This window comes from Nitrosospira sp. NRS527 (genome assembly GCF_018406445.1).
Lineage (GTDB): Bacteria > Pseudomonadota > Gammaproteobacteria > Burkholderiales > Nitrosomonadaceae > Nitrosospira > Nitrosospira briensis.
The window spans coordinates 3,224,726-3,242,801 of the sequence record NZ_AP024515.1 but is presented as its reverse complement, the minus strand read 5'-3'; the positions used below and the strand labels follow the sequence as shown (position 1 = coordinate 3,242,801).

The 18,076-nt window shown below is 53.9% G+C and carries 18 protein-coding genes; 8 read left to right on the top strand and 10 right to left on the bottom strand.

Translation table 11 applies throughout. The annotated features are described in order from the left end of the window. The first annotated feature begins 101 nt into the window (after nt 1–101). The 3 genes from KJS40_RS14440 to KJS40_RS14430 all read left to right on the top strand — a co-directional run bounded on the left by KJS40_RS14440 (nt 102) and on the right by KJS40_RS14430 (nt 2,131). Nucleotides 102–1,034 carry an ABC transporter ATP-binding protein gene (locus KJS40_RS14440; RefSeq protein ID WP_213539872.1) on the top strand — a complete coding sequence of 311 codons (933 nt, stop codon included), beginning with the start codon at nt 102–104 and terminating at the stop codon, nt 1,032–1,034. Next, nucleotides 1,031–1,786: an ABC transporter permease gene (locus KJS40_RS14435; RefSeq protein ID WP_213538534.1), complete on the top strand. Its 756-nt coding sequence runs from the start codon at nt 1,031–1,033 to the stop codon at nt 1,784–1,786. The genes KJS40_RS14440 and KJS40_RS14435 overlap by 4 nt, the downstream gene beginning before the upstream one ends. A gap of 96 nt (nt 1,787–1,882) precedes the next feature. After that, nucleotides 1,883–2,131 carry a BolA/IbaG family iron-sulfur metabolism protein gene (locus KJS40_RS14430; protein ID WP_072768148.1) on the top strand — a complete coding sequence of 83 codons (249 nt, stop codon included), beginning with the start codon at nt 1,883–1,885 and terminating at the stop codon, nt 2,129–2,131. A 316-nt stretch (nt 2,132–2,447) separates the two neighbouring features. On the opposite strand, the gene rpoH is transcribed toward KJS40_RS14430, so the two are convergent. From rpoH to ftsY, 4 genes are all read right to left on the bottom strand, one after another. Beyond that, nucleotides 2,448–3,293, bottom strand: coding sequence for an RNA polymerase sigma factor RpoH (gene rpoH / locus KJS40_RS14425; protein ID WP_213538533.1), 846 nt, complete (start codon nt 3,291–3,293; stop codon nt 2,448–2,450). A 90-nt stretch (nt 3,294–3,383) separates the two neighbouring features. Then, complete coding sequence (gene ftsX, locus KJS40_RS14420) at nt 3,384–4,292, bottom strand: permease-like cell division protein FtsX (RefSeq protein ID WP_213538532.1); 909 nt, start codon at nt 4,290–4,292, stop codon at nt 3,384–3,386. Then, nucleotides 4,289–4,942, bottom strand: a complete 654-nt coding sequence (gene ftsE, locus KJS40_RS14415) for a cell division ATP-binding protein FtsE (RefSeq protein WP_025041850.1) — start codon at nt 4,940–4,942, stop codon at nt 4,289–4,291. Before ftsE ends, ftsX begins: the two co-directional genes overlap by 4 nt. Nucleotides 4,943–4,993: 51 nt before the next feature. Further along, nucleotides 4,994–5,980: a signal recognition particle-docking protein FtsY gene (gene ftsY / locus KJS40_RS14410; protein WP_213538531.1), complete on the bottom strand. Its 987-nt coding sequence runs from the start codon at nt 5,978–5,980 to the stop codon at nt 4,994–4,996. Between the two features lie 189 nt (nt 5,981–6,169). Here ftsY and KJS40_RS14405 point away from each other — a divergent pair, with 189 nt between their 5' ends. The 5 genes from KJS40_RS14405 (at nt 6,170) to KJS40_RS14385 (ending at nt 10,243) form a co-directional block, all read left to right on the top strand. Further along, nucleotides 6,170–7,498, top strand: a complete 1,329-nt coding sequence (locus KJS40_RS14405; RefSeq protein ID WP_244859787.1) for a pitrilysin family protein — start codon at nt 6,170–6,172, stop codon at nt 7,496–7,498. 66 nt (nt 7,499–7,564) lie between these two features. Next, nucleotides 7,565–8,875, top strand: coding sequence for a pitrilysin family protein (locus tag KJS40_RS14400; RefSeq protein WP_213538530.1), 1,311 nt, complete (start codon nt 7,565–7,567; stop codon nt 8,873–8,875). A gap of 63 nt (nt 8,876–8,938) precedes the next feature. Further along, nucleotides 8,939–9,487 carry a 16S rRNA (guanine(966)-N(2))-methyltransferase RsmD gene (rsmD, locus tag KJS40_RS14395; RefSeq protein ID WP_213538529.1) on the top strand — a complete coding sequence of 183 codons (549 nt, stop codon included), beginning with the start codon at nt 8,939–8,941 and terminating at the stop codon, nt 9,485–9,487. Continuing rightward, nucleotides 9,480–9,959, top strand: coding sequence for a pantetheine-phosphate adenylyltransferase (gene coaD, locus KJS40_RS14390; protein ID WP_213538528.1), 480 nt, complete (start codon nt 9,480–9,482; stop codon nt 9,957–9,959). The genes rsmD and coaD overlap by 8 nt, the downstream gene beginning before the upstream one ends. Before the next feature lie 14 nt (nt 9,960–9,973). Further along, nucleotides 9,974–10,243: a YfhL family 4Fe-4S dicluster ferredoxin gene (locus tag KJS40_RS14385; protein ID WP_213538527.1), complete on the top strand. Its 270-nt coding sequence runs from the start codon at nt 9,974–9,976 to the stop codon at nt 10,241–10,243. Here KJS40_RS14385 and KJS40_RS14380 read toward each other — a convergent pair. The 6 genes from KJS40_RS14380 to KJS40_RS14355 form a co-directional block, all read right to left on the bottom strand. Continuing rightward, nucleotides 10,209–10,940 (bottom strand): YggS family pyridoxal phosphate-dependent enzyme, encoded by a 732-nt coding sequence (locus tag KJS40_RS14380; protein WP_213538526.1) that lies wholly within the window; start codon nt 10,938–10,940, stop codon nt 10,209–10,211. The two genes, KJS40_RS14385 and KJS40_RS14380, sit on opposite strands and share 35 nt — an antisense overlap. 394 nt (nt 10,941–11,334) lie before the next feature. Continuing rightward, nucleotides 11,335–11,769: a type II toxin-antitoxin system VapC family toxin gene (locus KJS40_RS14375; protein WP_213538525.1), complete on the bottom strand. Its 435-nt coding sequence runs from the start codon at nt 11,767–11,769 to the stop codon at nt 11,335–11,337. Then, complete coding sequence (locus tag KJS40_RS14370) at nt 11,769–12,023, bottom strand: type II toxin-antitoxin system Phd/YefM family antitoxin (RefSeq protein WP_213538524.1); 255 nt, start codon at nt 12,021–12,023, stop codon at nt 11,769–11,771. The genes KJS40_RS14375 and KJS40_RS14370 overlap by 1 nt, the downstream gene beginning before the upstream one ends. Nucleotides 12,024–12,338: 315 nt before the next feature. Beyond that, nucleotides 12,339–15,902 carry a DNA polymerase III subunit alpha gene (gene dnaE / locus KJS40_RS14365; protein ID WP_213538523.1) on the bottom strand — a complete coding sequence of 1,188 codons (3,564 nt, stop codon included), beginning with the start codon at nt 15,900–15,902 and terminating at the stop codon, nt 12,339–12,341. A 360-nt stretch (nt 15,903–16,262) separates the two neighbouring features. After that, on the bottom strand, nt 16,263–17,315 hold the full coding sequence (locus KJS40_RS14360; protein ID WP_244859626.1) for an alpha/beta fold hydrolase: 1,053 nt from the start codon (nt 17,313–17,315) through the stop codon (nt 16,263–16,265). Between the two features lie 266 nt (nt 17,316–17,581). Continuing rightward, nucleotides 17,582–18,025, bottom strand: coding sequence for a DUF2127 domain-containing protein (locus KJS40_RS14355; RefSeq protein WP_025041837.1), 444 nt, complete (start codon nt 18,023–18,025; stop codon nt 17,582–17,584). Nucleotides 18,026–18,076: the final 51 nt, after the last annotated feature.

Here is an 18,076-nt window from a genome sequence, read left to right as displayed (position 1 = left end):
GACTCAAGTATCTTATAAATAGATGCTTACCCGTCGCCAACCGGCAATCCGTATCCCATATCCGGCCCATGTGTCGGGCCATTACCTTATTCAACTTCTCGATGACCCCGGCAATCGAAGTCAAACAGATGTACAAACGCTTCGGCCGGCTGCAAGCGTTGGCGGGTATTGACCTTGAAATAAGAATCGGGGAATTTTTTGCCTTGCTCGGCCCCAACGGTGCAGGCAAGACAACGCTTATCAACATCATTGCCGGACTCACCCGCGCCACTAGCGGCAGCGCCAGGGTAATGGGTCACGATGTCGTTGCGGACTACCGCGAAGCTCGGCGCATGCTGGGCGTGGTGCCACAAGAACTGGTGTTCGATCCCTTTTTTACCGTTCGTGAAACGCTCGCAATTCAATCCGGATATTACGGCTTAAAAAACAATAAATCCTGGATAGACGAAATAATTCACCATCTGGATCTCACGGACAAGGCGGATGCCAACATGCGCACGCTTTCCGGCGGCATGAAGCGACGTGTGCTGGTGGCTCAGGCATTGGTGCATAAGCCACCGGTCATCGTACTGGACGAGCCTACCGCGGGGGTTGACGTCGAGTTGCGCCAAGGCCTTTGGCGTTTTATCAAAGAATTGAATCGTGATGGTCATACCATCGTGCTCACCACCCATTACCTTGACGAAGCAGAAGCCTTATGCAGCCGTGTCGCAATGCTGAAGCAAGGCAATATCGTGGCGCTCGATAGCATCAGAAACCTCATTAATGGAATTTCCGGATGCTCTGTGCGGCTGCGGTTATCGCCCGATACGCTGCCTCCAGCGCTGCAGCCGTTGCTGAGCCGCTGTGAAGAGGAATATTACATTCTGGCGCTTGACGAATATTCCCAGCTTGAGCATGTTATGGCGGTGTTGCGTACGGCAGGATTGCAGGTGCTGGAGATGCAGGTATTTCAGCCCGACCTCGAAGAGGTATTCGTAAAAATCATGGGGGATGTCGAAATCAGGGAAGCGGTAGCCGTTCCCATCACATGACCGGATTTTTGACGCTGTTCCATAAGGAATTGCTTCGATTCTGGAAGGTTGGATTTCAAACCGTATTTGCGCCTATGGTGTCCACCCTGCTTTATCTCATGATTTTTTCTCATGTCCTGGACGCCCATGTGCAGGCTTATCCAGGTGTCGCCTACACTGTTTTTATGATTCCGGGTTTGATAATGATGGCGGTGCTCCAAAATGCTTTCGCCAACTCGTCGTCTAGCCTGATCCAATCCAAGATCACCGGAAATCTGGTATTTGTGCTGTTATCGCCGCTATCCTACCGGGAAATATTCTTTGCCTATGTGCTGGCATCGGTAGTGCGTGGCTTGGCGGTGGGACTGGGCGTTTATCTGATAACCTACGGGTTTTTCGATGTATCCTTATCCTCCTTTCCATGGATATTCATATTTGCTTTGACGGGTAGCGCATTGCTGGGTGCGCTAGGTCTCATTGCCGGTATCTGGGCGGAAAAATTTGATCAGCTTGCCACATTTCAAAACTTCGTCATTCTGCCGCTGACTTTCTTATCGGGGGTATTCTACACAATCCACTCGCTACCGCCTTTCTGGCGAGGACTCTCCCATTTGAATCCGTTTTTCTACATAATCGATGGTTTTCGCTACGGCTTCTTCGGTACGTCGGATATTTCGCCCTATGTCAGCCTTGGGATTGTAGCAACATGCTTCCTGGCGGTATCATGGTTGACATTGCAGATGTTGAGGACGGGTTACAAGATCCGGCAGTAGCTCTGTCCAAGGTTCTGCGGTAGGGATCTGCATGGTAAATCCAGGCGTTTATCTATCAGGAATCTCAAGAGAATCATTTATATAAGGAAGAGAAGGATGGTTACACCAGAAAGCATCAAAAATCACATCGAAAGCTCCCTGCCGTGCGAACTGGTGCATGTGGAAGGGGATGACGGACATCATTTCAGCGCCATCATTGTGAGTGCTGAATTCCGGGGGAAAAATATGGTGCAGCAGCATCAGCTTGTTTACCGCGCGCTCGGCGACAGGATGAAGCAGGAAATCCATGCGCTATCCATGAAAACCCACACACCCGAACAATGGGCGGAAATAAACCCGAGCTAGCAGCCTGTCGGGCTTGAAGAATCGCAGCGAAAAAGTGGCTGGGTGAGGGTGGATTTTGAGGATTTTGAAGGCCAATAGTTATTCTATTGGCCTGAAAGGGCCGAAAACAGCGAGATATGAACGGGCGAGTCGATTTTCTTTAAATCCGACAGACTGCCAAGCCCCATCAATATCTGGATCTAGAGGGGTTGCGCAGTGCGTGTCAACCGCGGGTGCGTCAACACAAAGCGAGAAGCGGAAAGAATCCCTAAACAGAAGCGCCGCGTTTATAAAACAGTGATGTCTTTTGCAGGATGTTGAGGCTTAGTCCCTGCAATTACGCGCCAGGGGCCAAGGCGGTACGCATTTTCTGCATGGCTTTGGCTTCAATCTGGCGGATTCGCTCCGCAGACACGCCCAATTCGCCAGCAAGATCATGCAGGGTCGCGGGATCTTTTTCCCGCAGCCAGCGGGCTTCAATGATGCGTCGGCTGCGAGCGTCCAGGCCGGATAGCGCCTGCTCCAGGCCTTCCCCGCGCAGGCGCGTGTTCTCTTCAGCTTCCAGCAACTGCCGAGGTTCTGAGCCATCGGTAAGATAAGCGATGGGGCTGAATGCTTCATCGTCATCGTCATCGGATAAAGGCTCGAGCGAAATATCTCTTCCGCTGAAGCGGGTCTCCATTTCCACCACTTCCTCGACCTTGACCCCCAACTGCTTGGCCATTGCATTGACCTCTTCCGGATTCATGGTGTCCAGCACCGACTTCATGCTGCGCAGGTTAAAGAACAGCTTACGCTGCGCTTTCGTGGTGGCAATTCTCACCAACCGCCAGTTACGCAGTATGAATTCGTGGATTTCAGCCTTGATCCAGTGCACCGCAAACGATACCAGTCTCACGCCGCGTTCGGGATCATAGCGTTTTACCGCTTTCATGAGGCCAATGTTGCCTTCTTGAATCAGGTCGGCCTGGGGCAGACCATACCCTTTATAGCCGCGAGCGATGGCGACCACTACGCGCAAGTGCGACAACACCAGTTGGCGGGCAGCGTCGATGTTATCTTCATCCCTCAGGGATCGCGCCAAGCGAATCTCTTCTTCCTGAGAAAGAATTCCGAAGCGATTGGCAGACTGGATGTAGCTTTCGATGCTGCCGGTTGAAGGTATGGCTAAAGCGAAATTCATGTATCCCCCGTTTTCGTCAAAGTTACCCTATTCCTATAAGAGCGTCAACAGTTTGGAAAGTTCCATTGTGGACCCGCTTAAGCCCATGAATTATCTCGGTTCTACTTGCGAGAGATGATTCGCGACCGACAACCACGCCCCCGCCCACCCGAGCCCTGCCGAGAAAAGCAACAGGCTCAGGCTATCCTCCAACGAGAGATGATAGAGACGAAAATTCACCTCATACAGTTGCAACAAATCCTTCAGTTGTCCATCCGTGAGATAAATTCCCGCAGAAATGATAAGCCATGCTGCGGCACCGCCTACCAACCCTTGCAAGGCCCCAAAATACAGAAAAGGGCGCCGAACGAAACCTGTGGTTGCGCCGATTAGCTTTGCAACCTCTATTTCATCTCGCATCGTCAGGATTTGCAAACGTATCGTATTGAATGCTACGGCTATCAGCGAAAAGCTCAGTAGCGCACCAAGCATTAACACCGCCAGATGGCCCAGCTTGAGCAAGGCATCAAGCCGTTTGGCCCAGGCCGAGTCAACCTGTGCATGTTCGACTTGCGGCAACTGCCCCAGTTCCGTGCGCAATGCTTCCAGCCTTTCAGGCGTAAGCGCTCTGGTGCTGATGACGAAAGCGTCCGGGAGCGGATTCCGCTCGAGGCCGCTCATTACATCGGACAATCCACTGTCCTGCTTGAATTGATCAAGGGCGCTATCTTTGGAAACGAACCTGAAGCTCGCCACCGGAGGATGCTGTTCCAGAAACGATTCGATTTTCGCCACGTCATCCTTGTCTGCATCCAGCCTCAGGAACAGGCTCAATTGCGGCGCCCCCGAAAATTGACCGGAGAGAACCTGGAGGTTTTCCAGCAGCACGTAAATGCCGGCGGGGAGACTGAAAGCGATTCCGATCACGGCAATGCTGAGCAGGCTTCCAAGTGGCGCACGCCCCAGCCGTTTGAATGCCAGAGCAAGAGCATGCAAGTGATGGGAAAGCCAAACGTTCATGCGGCCAGCTCGCCATGATTGAGTGTCAAAATGCGCTGCTGCATGCTGCCCAGCAACTCGACGTCATGGGTAGCGATCAGTATCGCCACGCCCACCTGATTGAACGACACGAACATGTCCATGATATCTCTTGCGTAATCGGCGTCAAGGTTGCTGGTTGGCTCATCCGCGATAAGGATGGAGGGCCTGTTGACTATGGCGCGGGCAATGCACAGGCGTTGTTGCTCACCCCCTGAAAGCGTAATGGGCCAGGCTTTTTCCCTGTTCAGCAGGCCTACCTTGTCGAGCGCCGCGCGTACCCGCCGGGTCGCCGCCTTGGAACCAAACCCGCTTATTTGCAGGGGCAGCAGTACATTCTGGAAGACATTGCGGTCGAACAGGATTTTTTGATCCTGGAACACCAATCCGAGATTGCGCCGCAAAAAAGGAATTGCACCGCTCTTGAGCGTGCTGACATTCTGGCCATTGACGATTATGCTGCCCGAGGTAGGGCGCTCGATGGCGGCAATAAGCCTCAGCAGCGTCGTCTTGCCCGCGCCCGAATGGCCGGTAATCAGGGCCATTTCGCCCGCTTCGAGGCTAAAACTGATATTCCTGAGTGCTTCGTAGCCGTTCGGATAACGTTTATAGACCTGGCTGAAGCTAATCATCGATTACTGGGGTTATGCCATTGATTCCGAATTTCCACTCGCTTGATTCTCTCAATCAAAAAGTGCCTCGACAAATTCACTTGCGACGAACGGCCTCAAATCATCGAGGCCCTCACCCACGCCGATAAAACGAATAGGTAGCGGCGTTTTCTTCTGGCGTTGTCTGGCGATAGCAGCGATTACCCCACCTTTTGCCGTACCATCGAGCTTGGTGACGATAAGTCCGGTGAGACCCAGCGCGTCGTCAAAGGCTTGCACCTGAGCAACCGCATTCTGGCCGGTGTTGGCGTCGAGCACCAGCAGCGTTTCATGGGGTGCGCCCGGCTCGGCTTTGGCGATGACGCGTTTGACTTTCTTGATTTCCTCCATGAGATGCAGTTGCGTGGCGAGCCGTCCGGCGGTATCCGCGAGTACGATATCGATGCCACGTGCTTTCGCGGCATTAACCGCATCGAATATTACCGCCGCAGGATCGCCCTTTTGCTGGCCGCTATTCTCCTGGGCGATGACGGCGACATTGTTGCGCTCGCCCCAGGCCATCAGTTGTTCACGTGCGGCGGCACGAAACGTATCGCCGGCGGCAAGCAGAACGGTCTTTCGCTGTAACTGAAAATAATGGGCAAGTTTTCCGATAGAGGTGGTTTTCCCCGCGCCGTTCACGCCGGCCAGCATAATGATAAAGGGCTTGCTCGTATCCGTGTCGAGAGGCTGCACCAGTGGCTCAAGTAAAGCAGCGAGGGCTTCCTGCAACGCGCCCTTGAGTTGCGCCGCATCGGTAAGGCCTTTGCGTCTGACTTCGCTTCGCAGTTCGCCAAGCAGCCACGTCGTCGCATTTACGCCGGCATCCGCGGTGAGCAGGATCGTTTCCAATTCCTCATAGAGCGCTTCGTCTATTTTACCACCGCCGAACAGGCCGGACAGGCGCCTACCCAGGTTATCCCGGGTACGGGAGAGCCCCTGCCTGACCCGCGCTGACCAATTCGTGGACGCGGGTTCCGCAGGGGCAGCGCTATTTTTGGATTTAAAGAAACCTGGCATTCTGGTAGGCTGTCAGTATGAGTCGAAATTAATGTGTGGAAATGGCAGGAGAATCCTGTTCCCGATTTTATTCCGTTTACCCGGACTTAGGTTATTAAAAAAATGATGCTTTATCGTCGTGTTACTGTTCTTTCTTCCGCTTTGCGGGCTATTGCGATGGTATTCGTTTCGCTGGTTTCAGCAAGCGCCATGGCTGCTACGCATGCGGCCACTACGCATGAGTACAAGCTCGCCAATGGCCTCAAGCTGGTCGTCAAGGAAGATCATCGCTCACCGGTGGTAATCTCGCAAATCTGGTACAAGGCGGGAAGCATTGATGAAGTGAATGGCGTTACCGGCGTGGCCCATGTGTTGGAACATATGATGTTCAAGGGTACGAAGAAATTTCCCGGTAGCGAATTTTCGACGCTTATCGCAGCGGCCGGTGGACGCGAGAATGCTTTCACCAGCCGCGATTACACCGCCTATTTCCAGCAATTGCATAAGTCCAGGCTGCCGCTGGCAATGCAACTGGAGTCCGACCGGATGCGTAACCTAGTGCTGACAAAAGAGGAGTTCGCCAAGGAAATCGAAGTGGTGATGGAGGAGCGGCGACTCCGCACCGATGATCAACCGCGCGCGCTGGTGCATGAGAAAATGACTGCGACCGCTATTCAGTCGCATCCGTACCGGCGTCCCGTAATAGGCTGGATGAACGACCTGGAGAACATGAATGTCGGCGACGCGCAGGAGTGGTACGACCGCTGGTATGCACCCAACAATGCCATCCTGGTCGTGGTGGGTGACGTAAATCCGGGAGAAGTCTTTGCTTTGGCACAAAAGTATTATGGACAGATCAAGTCGCGCACGCTATTGCCGCTGGATAAACGCAAGCCCCAGATCGAGCCGAAGCAGCTAGGCACCAAGCGGCTCACGGTAAAAGCGCCGGCACGGCTGCCATACCTCGCGATGAGTTATCACGCGCCGGTATTACGCAATCCCGCCACCGATTGGGAGCCTTATGCGCTGGAAATGCTGGCCGGCGTGCTGGATGGCAACGAATCGGCGCGGCTCAACAAGGAACTGGTGCGCGAACAGCGCATTGCGAGTTCGGCTGGTGCAGGCTACGACTCAACCGGGCGCGGTCCCGGCATGTTTTATATCGATGGCACACCGAGTGAAGGTAAAACAGTGGCCGACCTGGAAGCGGCCTTGCGCGGAGAAATGGAAAAACTTGTGCGCGACGGCGTAACCGCCGAGGAACTCGCGCGGGTCAAGGCGCAGGTCGTTGCCAGCCACGTCTTTCAGCTCGATTCGATGTTTGCTCAGGCGATGCAGATCGGTCAGCTGGAAAGCATCGGGTTGTCTTATCGTGATGTGGATACGATGTTGAAAAAGCTGCAAGCCGTTACCGCCGAGCAGGTGCGTGAAGTGGCAAAAAAATATTTGGTGGATGACAGTCTGACAGTTGCCGTACTCGACCCCCAGCCACTGGAACAGAAAGCTCCCTCTGCCGCACCCGCGGGGTTGCGGCATTGATGCTATAACCTTGATCTGTCCATTTCTTGCCTTGAATTCAAAAAGCGCTTTTTTAGAGAGGCCGCGATGCATGTGATGCGCTTGATATTTTTCCTGTTTTTGGGTGCATTTTCCCAATGGGCTTTTGCCGCTCTGCCGATAGAGCACTGGCAGACTCCTTCCGGTGCGCGGGTATATTTCATTGAAAGCCGTGATTTACCGATACTCGACATCAGCATCGATTTCAGCGCGGGCAGCAGTACCGATACCCGCGAAAAATCCGGCCGCGCTGCCATGACTCTGCATCTGCTGGATCTTGGCGCAGGCGGGTTGAGCGAAGATCAGATCGCAAAAGCGTTGGCCGATATCGGCGCTCAGCTCAATAGTCATTTTGATCAGGATCGTGCGGGCATTGCATTACGCACGCTAAGCAGTACGCGTGAGCGCGAGCAGGCGCTGGATATATTCCGTCGGGTCATACAGCATCCCGAATTCGACGCGAAAGTGATGGAAAGGGAAAAAGCCCGGGCGACTGCGGGATTGAGTGAAGCGGACACCAAACCGGGAAATATCGCCGATCGCACGTTGATGAAAATGCTCTACGGCAGCCACCCATACGGACTGCGCGGTTCGGGTGAAATCGATAGCGTGAGCGCGCTGCAGCGCGAAGATCTGGTGAATCTATACCGGTCTCTCTATTCCGCTCCAGACGCCGTGGTGTCCATCATGGGAGACGTGAGCCGCGCGGAAGCGGAAGCCATTGCTGAATCGCTGACGAAAGCGCTTACGCAAGAAAAGTCCGCGTATAGCCTGCCGGACGTGGTAGCGCCGGTTGCAGATACCAAGAGAATTGCTCACCCCGCCACTCAAAGCCATATCCTTATCGCCTATCCGGGACTCCGCCGCGATGATCCCGATTATTTTCCACTGCTCGTGGGTAACCACATCCTTGGCGGCGGCGCATTCACCTCGCGCCTGATGGAAGAAATTCGCCAAAAGCGTGGGTTGGCTTACAGTGTTCATAGCCAATTTTCACCGCTGAGAAAAAAGGGACCATTCGAAATCGGCTTGCAAACCAGGAAAGATCAGTCGGAGGAAGCGCTCGCGCTGACGCGCAAAGTTCTGGCGGATTTTGTCGCTGGCGGGCCGACGGAAAAAGAGCTTACCGCAGCCAAGCAGAACATTATCGGCAGTTTTCCGTTACGCATAGACAGCAACAAGAAAATCATCGGTTACCTGGCAATGATCGGTTTCTATAATCTGCCGCTAACCTATCTGGATGATTACGTTAAATCAGTGGAAAAAGTAACCGTTCCCCGGATCAAGGAAGCCTTTCAGCGCCGCATCAATCCAGCGGGAATGGTAACCGTGGTGGTGGGGGCCGAGGATAAAAAATAGGAAAATTTCTATAGGAAACCGGTAATTTGCTCTTGCGACGGTTTGGCTATTTTTCAGAACCGGATGATAAGAAACAAAGTTCGCATCATAGGCGGCGAATGGCGCAGCCGCATAATTACCTTTGATAGCTGCGCAGATCTCAGGCCGACCCCTGACCGGGTACGCGAGACCGTATTCAACTGGTTGGGGCAGGATATGAGTGGGAAACGCTGCCTTGATCTGTTTGCAGGCAGCGGGGCAATGAGTTTCGAGGCTGCATCGCGGGGGGCAGCGCGCGTAGTAATGGTAGAGTCCGACCCCGGTGTAATGAAGACGCTGAAAATCAACGTGCAGAAGCTGGGAGCAGAACGAATCGAGCTGATGTCGATGGATGCGTTAAAATTCCTCGATTCCGATAGACACCAGTTCGACCTGGTTTTTCTTGATCCTCCCTATCGGTTGGGTCTGCTACCCAAGCTATTATCGAGCCTGCATTCGCATCTCGCCGGCAGCGGGCTTGTCTATATAGAGAATGACAGCCTCCCGGAGGTCGACGCAGATTGGCTGGTGTGGCGCCAGGGACAGGCTGGCAAGGTTCGTTACCAACTATTAAAATCAAAAAAGAATGGATAAAGCGCTATACCCCGGTACGTTTGATCCCATTACACGAGGTCATGAGGATCTGATTCGGCGTGCGTCGGGCCTGTTCGATCGGGTAGTGGTCGCGGTGGCGGTGAGCAGTGGAAAAAAACCCTTCTTTACCCAGCATGAGCGGGTGGAAATGGCGCGCGCGGTACTGGCGGACTGCCACAACGTCGAGGTGACCGCATTCTCCGGCCTGTTGATGGAATTTGCGCAACAGCAGAATGCGAGAGTCATCTTGCGGGGCTTGCGCGCCGTATCCGATTTCGAATACGAATTTCAGATGGCAGGGATGAACCGCAGTATCTATCCCGGTGTCGAGACCATGTTTTTGACGCCATCGGAGCAATACATGTTTATCTCCGCCACGATTGTGCGGGAGATCGCGCAACTGGGTGGAAGCGTGGACAAGTTTGTGCACCCGTTGATTGCCGAGCAGTTGCGGATCAGAATCAAAACCTAATCTTTGAGGTCGGCATGGCTTTAATGATCACTGATGAATGTATCAATTGCGACGTTTGCGAGCCGGAATGTCCCAATGATGCTATTTCCCAGGGAGAGGAAATCTATGTGATAGATCCCGCCCTGTGCACCGAGTGCATCGGGCACCACGAAGTCTCACAGTGTGTGGAGGTATGTCCGGTGGATTGCATCATCCTCGACCCGGACACTACTGAGACAAAGGAACAGCTGTACGGAAAGTACCTTGCGCTTACCGGGCGCGCGCAGCAAGTTCCTCAGGGATAGGGTAGCGTCTCGGCCCGAAGATTGCGGTGCCTACGCGGACCATGGTCGCGCCTTCTTCAATGGCGATATCAAGATCCTCGGACATACCCATCGAGATCGTATCGACATCATAGCCAGCCTGCTTCAGTTGATCGTAGGCTTCCCTCACCATGCGAAACTGGCTGCGTTGCAGTGCGGTGGCTTTAGTGAGCTCGGGAATGGCCATTACGCCCCGTAGTTTCAGGTTGGGCAACTCGACAACATGCGCCGCCAAGTCAAGGATCTCCCCGGGCGCTATACCGCTCTTGCTATCTTCTCCGCTCACATTCACTTGCAGGCATATCTGAAGGGGAGGCAACGACTCAGGCCGGTCTTTCGACAAGCGGTCGGCAATCTTTTTCCGGTCTACGCTATGCACCCAGGCAAAATTTTCCGCTATGCGTTTTGTTTTATTGCTCTGTATCGGGCCGATGAAATGCCACTCGATCGGCAGATCGGCGAGCGCCTCGATTTTTACCAGCGCTTCCTGAAGGTAGTTTTCTCCGAAAATAGTCTGTCCGGCGACAAAGGCTTCACGCAGACATTCGGGAGGATTGGTTTTGCTTGCGGCTAACAGCGTAATAGCTTCGGGTTGACGCCCTGCCTTGCCCGCGATATCCGCGATGTGAGCTCTTATTTTATGCAAGCCCAAGGCGATGGTTGTGGTATTTGGTTCCATTCTGACTTTTTATTTACCGGTTGCTCTGGGTGATTGACCCATGAGAATTTAAAAAATGATTTGAGAAAGCACGAGCATAGTAGAACTACTCATCTTTACGGTCAAGCCGCCAGGCGCGCAAGAGCCACGGGTTTTCAGAGGCACCGTGCTTGCCAGGCAAGAGGCATTGCACTCGGTTCACCGGCGAGGTGCTGAACCAGGCCGATCTCGGCGTTTGGGAAATCGCTGTTCAACTGAGCCCGTGAATAAGCTGTTGACGTCTTTTTATAGCTTTACCGCGGAAGACTCCGGCATGGAAACAGGTAACAGCCACCGTCAAGCTATCAAAAAATTCCCATGCGGGATTTTTGCATGAGCCATCAAGGAAGGTTTGATATTCGCCCAGATCCGCTCGCTATTCGCCTTCAGCATTCCACGTCCACGGGTTGAGCAATCGAACCCCGCTCGCCTCAAAATCGGCCAGGTTTCGCGTGACAACAGTCATCCCATGCACCAGCGCAGTCGCCGCTATCAGTCCGTCTCGGGCTGGCCGGGGATCGGGAACATGGAGCTTTGCGCTACGCTGCGCTACGGCCATATCGATAGGCAGGATGCGGCCTGCAAATGCCGGCATGACGTGGCTATCCAGCCATACCTTGAAGACAGCACCTTGAGCGGGGTCGCGCCGCTCAGCCAGTAATATGCCGATTTCCAGTTCCTGAACGGTAATCACCGACAGATACAAATCAGCCACATCGACACTTTCCGCCCAGCTTGCCACCCGCCCATCAGCTTTGCCGAGTCGAACTTTCCTCAGCTCGGAAACAACGTTGGTATCAAGAACAAACATCAGGAAAAGTCCGCAGCTTGAGCAAGGTCACCGAGTCGCGGAATCTCCAGTGTCATGTCTTCAATACCGGGCATTGCCAGAAGGTCGGCAATTTTCTTGTGTCCCCCGATAATCCTACGATAATCCTCGATGCTGAGCAGCACATGCGCGGGCCGGCCGCGATCCGTGATGAAAACCGGGCCACTCAAGCTGGCTTTCTTCGCTTTGCCGGCGTCCTGGTTGAACTCTCGACTGGATAATGTCGTGATGGTCATTTCACACCTCATTAATCTCTTAATGTATCTACGTTACTACAATGATCGCATCAGCGCAATACTTCGCGAAAAGAGCCTCCTTTTGCTAACGCTCAAACGGACGTAAAGTGAGAATTACGGGGGATACCTTGTGTCATATGGGGTTGTACAGCATAGAGCAGGGTGGGAGAGCTTGACGAAAAAGAACAGACCACGAGATGCCGTACTCGACCGTGACCGTATAGAAAAGCATGGCCGGAGCGAGGTGCGTTAATAGTTTTTCCGCTATGCTCTGTTTGCTGCGATTCAGATCCGAGGGCGACACTCCCTCGCACGTCAGTAAATGATTCTGACATTCTCCGCATTGAAATGCGTTGATAGAGACTGCAGGAGATCATCCTGAAGGCGTACCCGCCAGGCATCGTCCAGTTCAAGTTCGCAAATGGCGTCCTGGCTGCGATAAACGACTCGCACGGGGCAGGATAATTTATCATCGTCTTTCGCATGACCGGATTTGCCGTTATTTGTGCTGTGACGATGGGGCGCAAGCAATTCTTTTAGTCTTATGGCATTCGAGAGTCCGTTGCAATGAAGCTCCATACGCTTGGCGAAGCGAGTGCGAGCGCTGTTCAGGTCATACAACTGGTCGGCGGTAATGCGCAGTGTGCTGCCATATTCGTCATCGCCGCCTCTGCCGTTCACTCTGGCCTCAACGATCAGCAGTTGATCCTCTTTCAGCCATGCCCGCACAGACTCGAATAATTCGTTGTACACGACCAACTCTAACCGCGTGCTGCCGTCGTCCAATACAATCACGCCCATTCTGCCCCGGCGGGTCACCTGTGTGCGTATAGCGTAGACGATTCCCGCCAATAGCTGTGGCTCCCGCTGGGAGTTCAATCGATCCAGGCGGGTGCGTACAAATGGTTTCAGTTCTTCCGCATACGCGTGAAAAGGGTGCCCGCTCAAATAGAGGCCTAATGCCACCTTCTCATTTTTCAACTTCTCCTTTTCCGGCCATGGCGGCACGTTGATCAAGCTCAATTGCCCGGTGTGACTATCGGCTTCGCCAAACAGACTCACCTGATTGACCGCGCGATCCGCCTGCTCGGCGGATTCAAGTGCGATACCGACCGAGGCCAGCAGGCCGGCCCGATGCGTATTGACAGAATCAAAGGCGCCGGCACGGATGAGCGATTCCATCACGCGGCGATTGACGATTCGCTTGTCGACCCGTTGGCAGAAATCGAACAAATCGCTAAAGGGCCCGCCCGTATCGCGCACCTTGATAATCGCCGCAATCGCCGATCCCCCCGTTCCTTTTATCGCGCCAAGACCATAGCGAACGGTCTTTTTGTCCACAGGAACAAAGCGATAGTCAGAAAGGTTAATGTCGGGCGGCAGCATGATAAGCCCGTTGGCCACGCTATCCTCGAAGAACGAATTCACCTTGTCGGTATCGTCCATGTCGGCGGACAAGGTGGCAGCCATGAACTCCGCCGGATAATGCGCCTTGAGGTAGGCGGTCTGGAAGGCGATCAAAGCATAAGCCGCCGCATGCGACTTATTGAATCCGTAACCCGCGAATTTCTCCATCAAATCGAAGAGTTCGGCCGCATCACCTTGGGTCAAGCCGTTCTTGGTCGCTCCCGCAACGAAAATATCGCGATGCAACGCCATTTCCTCAACCTGTTTCTTACCCATTGCCCGTCGTAGCAGGTCAGCGGCGCCGAGGCTATATCCGCCTATCACCTGGGCGATTTGCATCACCTGTTCCTGGTAAACCATCACCCCATAAGTGGGTTCAAGTATGGGCTTCAGCCGTGGATCGAGATATTCCACGCGCTTGCCATGCTTGCGTTCCGTAAATTCGGGAATCAGCGCCATCGGTCCCGGACGGTACAATGCCACTAATGCGATAATGTCCTCGAAACGGTCGGGCCTGGCCTTCTGCAGCAAATCCTTCATGCCGCGCGACTCGAACTGGAACACGCCTACGGCATTGCCCTGCCGCAACAGCGCGTAGGTGGCCGCATCGTCCAAGGGCAGATTTTCCAGGGAAAAGGAGTCGGAATGCCGGATATCCGACTCGGCAGCAGGCTTGCTCGCATCGGTTGCGATGGATGCGGATTCTTCTTCCGCAGCGTCCCGATTACGCTGCCTGATGTATCTGACGGTCCAGTCGAGTATGGTCAGGGTCCGCAATCCCAGGAAGTCGAACTTCACCAGTCCGATTTTCTCCACATCGTCCTTGTCGAGCTGGCTTATTACCGACTCACCCGAATCTGTGCAATAGACGGGGCAAAAGTCGGTGATCTTCCCCGATGCGATCAGTACACCGCCGGCGTGCATGCCCACATTACGGGTGAGCCCTTCAAGCCGTTCAGCCAGTTCCAGCAGATTACGCACCTCTTCTTCTGCCTGCGCCCGCTCATTCAGTTGCGGCTCCTCTTCACGTGCTTTTTTCAAGGTCATACCGATTTCAAACGGCACCAGCTTCGCCAACTGATCGACAAAGCTGTACGGCAGATCCAGCACGCGTCCAACATCGCGCACCACCGCCTTTGCCGCCATGGTCCCGAAAGTGGCAATCTGGGAAACGCTCTCGGCGCCATATTTCTGTTTCACGTATTCGATGACATATTCGCGTCCGTCCTGGCAGAAATCGATATCGAAGTCAGGCATGGAAACACGTTCCGGATTGAGAAAACGCTCGAATAGCAGGTCATAGCGAAGCGGGTCGAGGTCGGTAATGCCCAGCGAATAGGCCACTAACGAACCTGCTCCGGAGCCCCGGCCCGGCCCTACCGGCACGCCATTGTGCTTGGCCCAATTGATGAAGTCGGCGACGATCAGAAAATAACCGGCGAAACCCATCTGTATGATGACATCAGCTTCGAAATCAAGCCGGGCGTAATACTTGGGCATCTCCGCGTCTCGCTGGGCGGCATCCGGAAAAAGCGCGTTCAGGCGCACTTCCAGACCCGCCGCTGCCTGTGTGCGCAGATACAGTTCCAGGCTCTCGTTATTGGGGGTGGGAAACAACGGAAGGCGATTGACGCCTAATTCCAGCGCGAGATTGCAGCGCTTGGCAAGTGCCACCGTGTTGGCCAGCGCCGATGGGATATCGGCGAACAATTCGACCATTTCAGCCTGGGTTTTGAAGTATTGCTCCTCGGTGCAATTCTTCGGGCGCCGGCGATCGCCAAGCACATAGCCTTCTGCGATACAGACCCGCGCCTCGTGTGCCCGGTAGTCTTCGGGGTTCAAGAACTGAACTGGGTGTGTCGCCACCACGGGCAAACGCAAGGCGGACGCCAACATCAGTGAGCGTTGCACCAGGGCCTCTGCATTGGGATGGCCTGCCCGCTGCACTTCGATATAAAAACGGCCGGGAAAAAGGCCAGCCCATTCTCGAGCCAGTTGCTCCGCCTGGTCAGGATCGTTCTGCATCAGCATCAGGCCGATTTCGCCGGAGCCTGCGCCCGACAATGCGATCAGTCCTTCCGCTCCACTTCCCGCATCAGCTCGCTTGAGCCAGGATTTCCTGATTTCCGGGCGTCCACGGTGCTGGTTTTCGCGGTAGGCGCGCGACAGAAGGCGGCACAACAGCAGATAGCCTTGGTAAGTCTGGCACAAGAGCAAGATGCGCCCGGGCTTGTCCCGATCGGATTCATTACTGATCCAGACGTCGCAGCCGATGATCGGCTTTATTCCCTTCTTGCGCGCCTCCTGGTAAAACTTGACCAGGCCGAACAGATTGGAAAGATCGGTCAGCGCCAGTGACGGCATATCGTCTGCTACCGCTTTTGCCACTGCCTCGTCGATTCGCACGATACCATCCACCACGGAAAACTCGCTGTGCAAACGCAAATGAACGAAAGATGGAGATGTAGGCATGTTGCTCAAGGGTGCTCGATATTCGGAATTAATAGGGGATTGCGGTCAAGCGCGTAATTCTTGAATCAAGCAATCAAAATAGCGTTAAAAACTGGATCTCAATTTTACACCGGCCGAGCCTTCCATTGCCCAACCTGCCTTGAAGCTGGCTAACCCTGACTTCTGGAAACGGGAGATGCACGAGTCACGGAAAGCAAGCAACCCAAAATGCCAATACGGGTTGAGGCTGGAAAGCTGATCGGCAATCATCGCCAGCTATCTGCCGACAGAAGAAATCCCATCATCGGGAACAACTGTAGCCGGTAACGGCAAGGAAAGTATTGATTACAGTGGGTGGCGTTGCGTTACTTTATCGAACTGCTAAGAAGCCCGGAGTTCGGATAGGCCCGTTTGCGAACCGTAGTGCAGCCCAACCTCCTGCTCCCTGAAAAAACTTATAATTCGTTCCGGCAACCACGTCAGCCTGCCGGGAAATGGCGAATCTAGGAATCCGGCATGCCCTCCCTCTTCAGGAAATTCCAGAATGACCGCGGATGAAGTGTCTTCCGGCCGGGGCAGCGCAGAAGCCGGCATAAACGGGTCGTTACGCGCATTAATCACAAGTGTCGGCACGGCGATGTGCTTGAGCCACGGCTTGCTGCTGGATAGGTTCCAGTAATCCTCGGCGTCGCGGAAGCCGTGCAGTGGCGCAGTCACGATATTGTCGAACTCATATAGCGTAGTGCACGCGGCCAACGCGGCTGAATCGAACAGACCGGGATAACGCTCCAGCTTATCCAGCGCCTTGCGCTTCAGTGTATCGAGAAAATGGCGGGTATAAAGCAGATTGAAACCCGAAGCCAGCGTCCTGCCTGCGGCTGCCAAATCCAGCGGTACGGAAACCGTGACAACACCGTCGAGTAATTGACGTGCTTGTTTGCCCTGTTCACCCAGCCATTTCAGCAGGGCATTGCCACCCAGCGATACCCCGACCGCAAAAACAGGCAATGGAGAGGAGCGCGCTTTATTTTGCCCGCTTATTCGGCGTAGCACCCAATCAACCTCCGCTGAATCACCGGCGTGATACGCGCGTGGCAACCGGTTGGGCGTTCCCGAACAACCGCGAAAGTGTACTACTGCCCCGCGCCAGCCCAGTCTTTGCAGCGTCATTATGATACTCAGGACATAATGACTGCATGAGCCCCCCTCGAGCCCGTGAAATATAACGACCAGCGGCGCATCGTATTGATTGTCCAGCCAATCGATATCAATGAAATCGCCGTCGTCCAGTTCGCAACGCTCACGCCGGTAAGCGATCGAAGGGCGGGAAAGCAGATAGGGGTAAATCGTTTGCGCATTTCCCCCTCGCAGCCATGCGGGGGCAACGTAGGGTCTGGCGCGCAATATAGGTAAAGTAGGTAAAGGGGCTTTCACATCCAGGTCCTGGCAGGCAATATCAGATTCAGATGGGTGACCACTGGACCAACCGGTGCTACCGTATAACGCCAATTCATGCGATCAATCAATATAAGGTAACCGCAACTATTGCCGACTATTTTATGGTCTAACTCGTGCGCAAGCGTAACCTGTTCAGCTATTATAGAGCACTTGACTCGCATAGTTAACCCGCCCTCGCTCGCAAGGATAGTCCTGCTGACATAAGCAACAGCGAATTCAGAATTTCTCAAACCAGTGCAATACTAACGGGGTCGACCGCGCAATAAAACAACCAGGATCATAACGTTGGCAAGAAAAAGAACAGCTTCTGCCCAATTAACCCGCTTGGCCAACTCGAAAATCTCGATTGGAATATATAGCCCCGCACTTATCAGGCCAAATATCCAGGCCCATCGTTTGCCATACCACAGCCCATAGGCTTCAACCAGTCTCACCACAGCATACGCCAGCGCGCCGAAGCCCAATGCAAGCAGGCGGGTATCATCAAGATTGGAAGCAATCTCCAGAAAAATGCGGGGATAATGACTGGCAGGGTTCAGATGGAAATGGCTGACCAACTGCTCTGCAGCCTTCTGCACATCGGCATGGATGAATTTGAAAATTGCACAGGCCGTAGCGAATACCAGGATACCTTTAGTGGCTTCGAATACCGCCACCAATCGAAGGTCAGCGCTTTTGGATTTCATTAATCGCTTCAAACAGCCTTGTCTTTTCGTTAGGATTACGGAAGCCCCTGT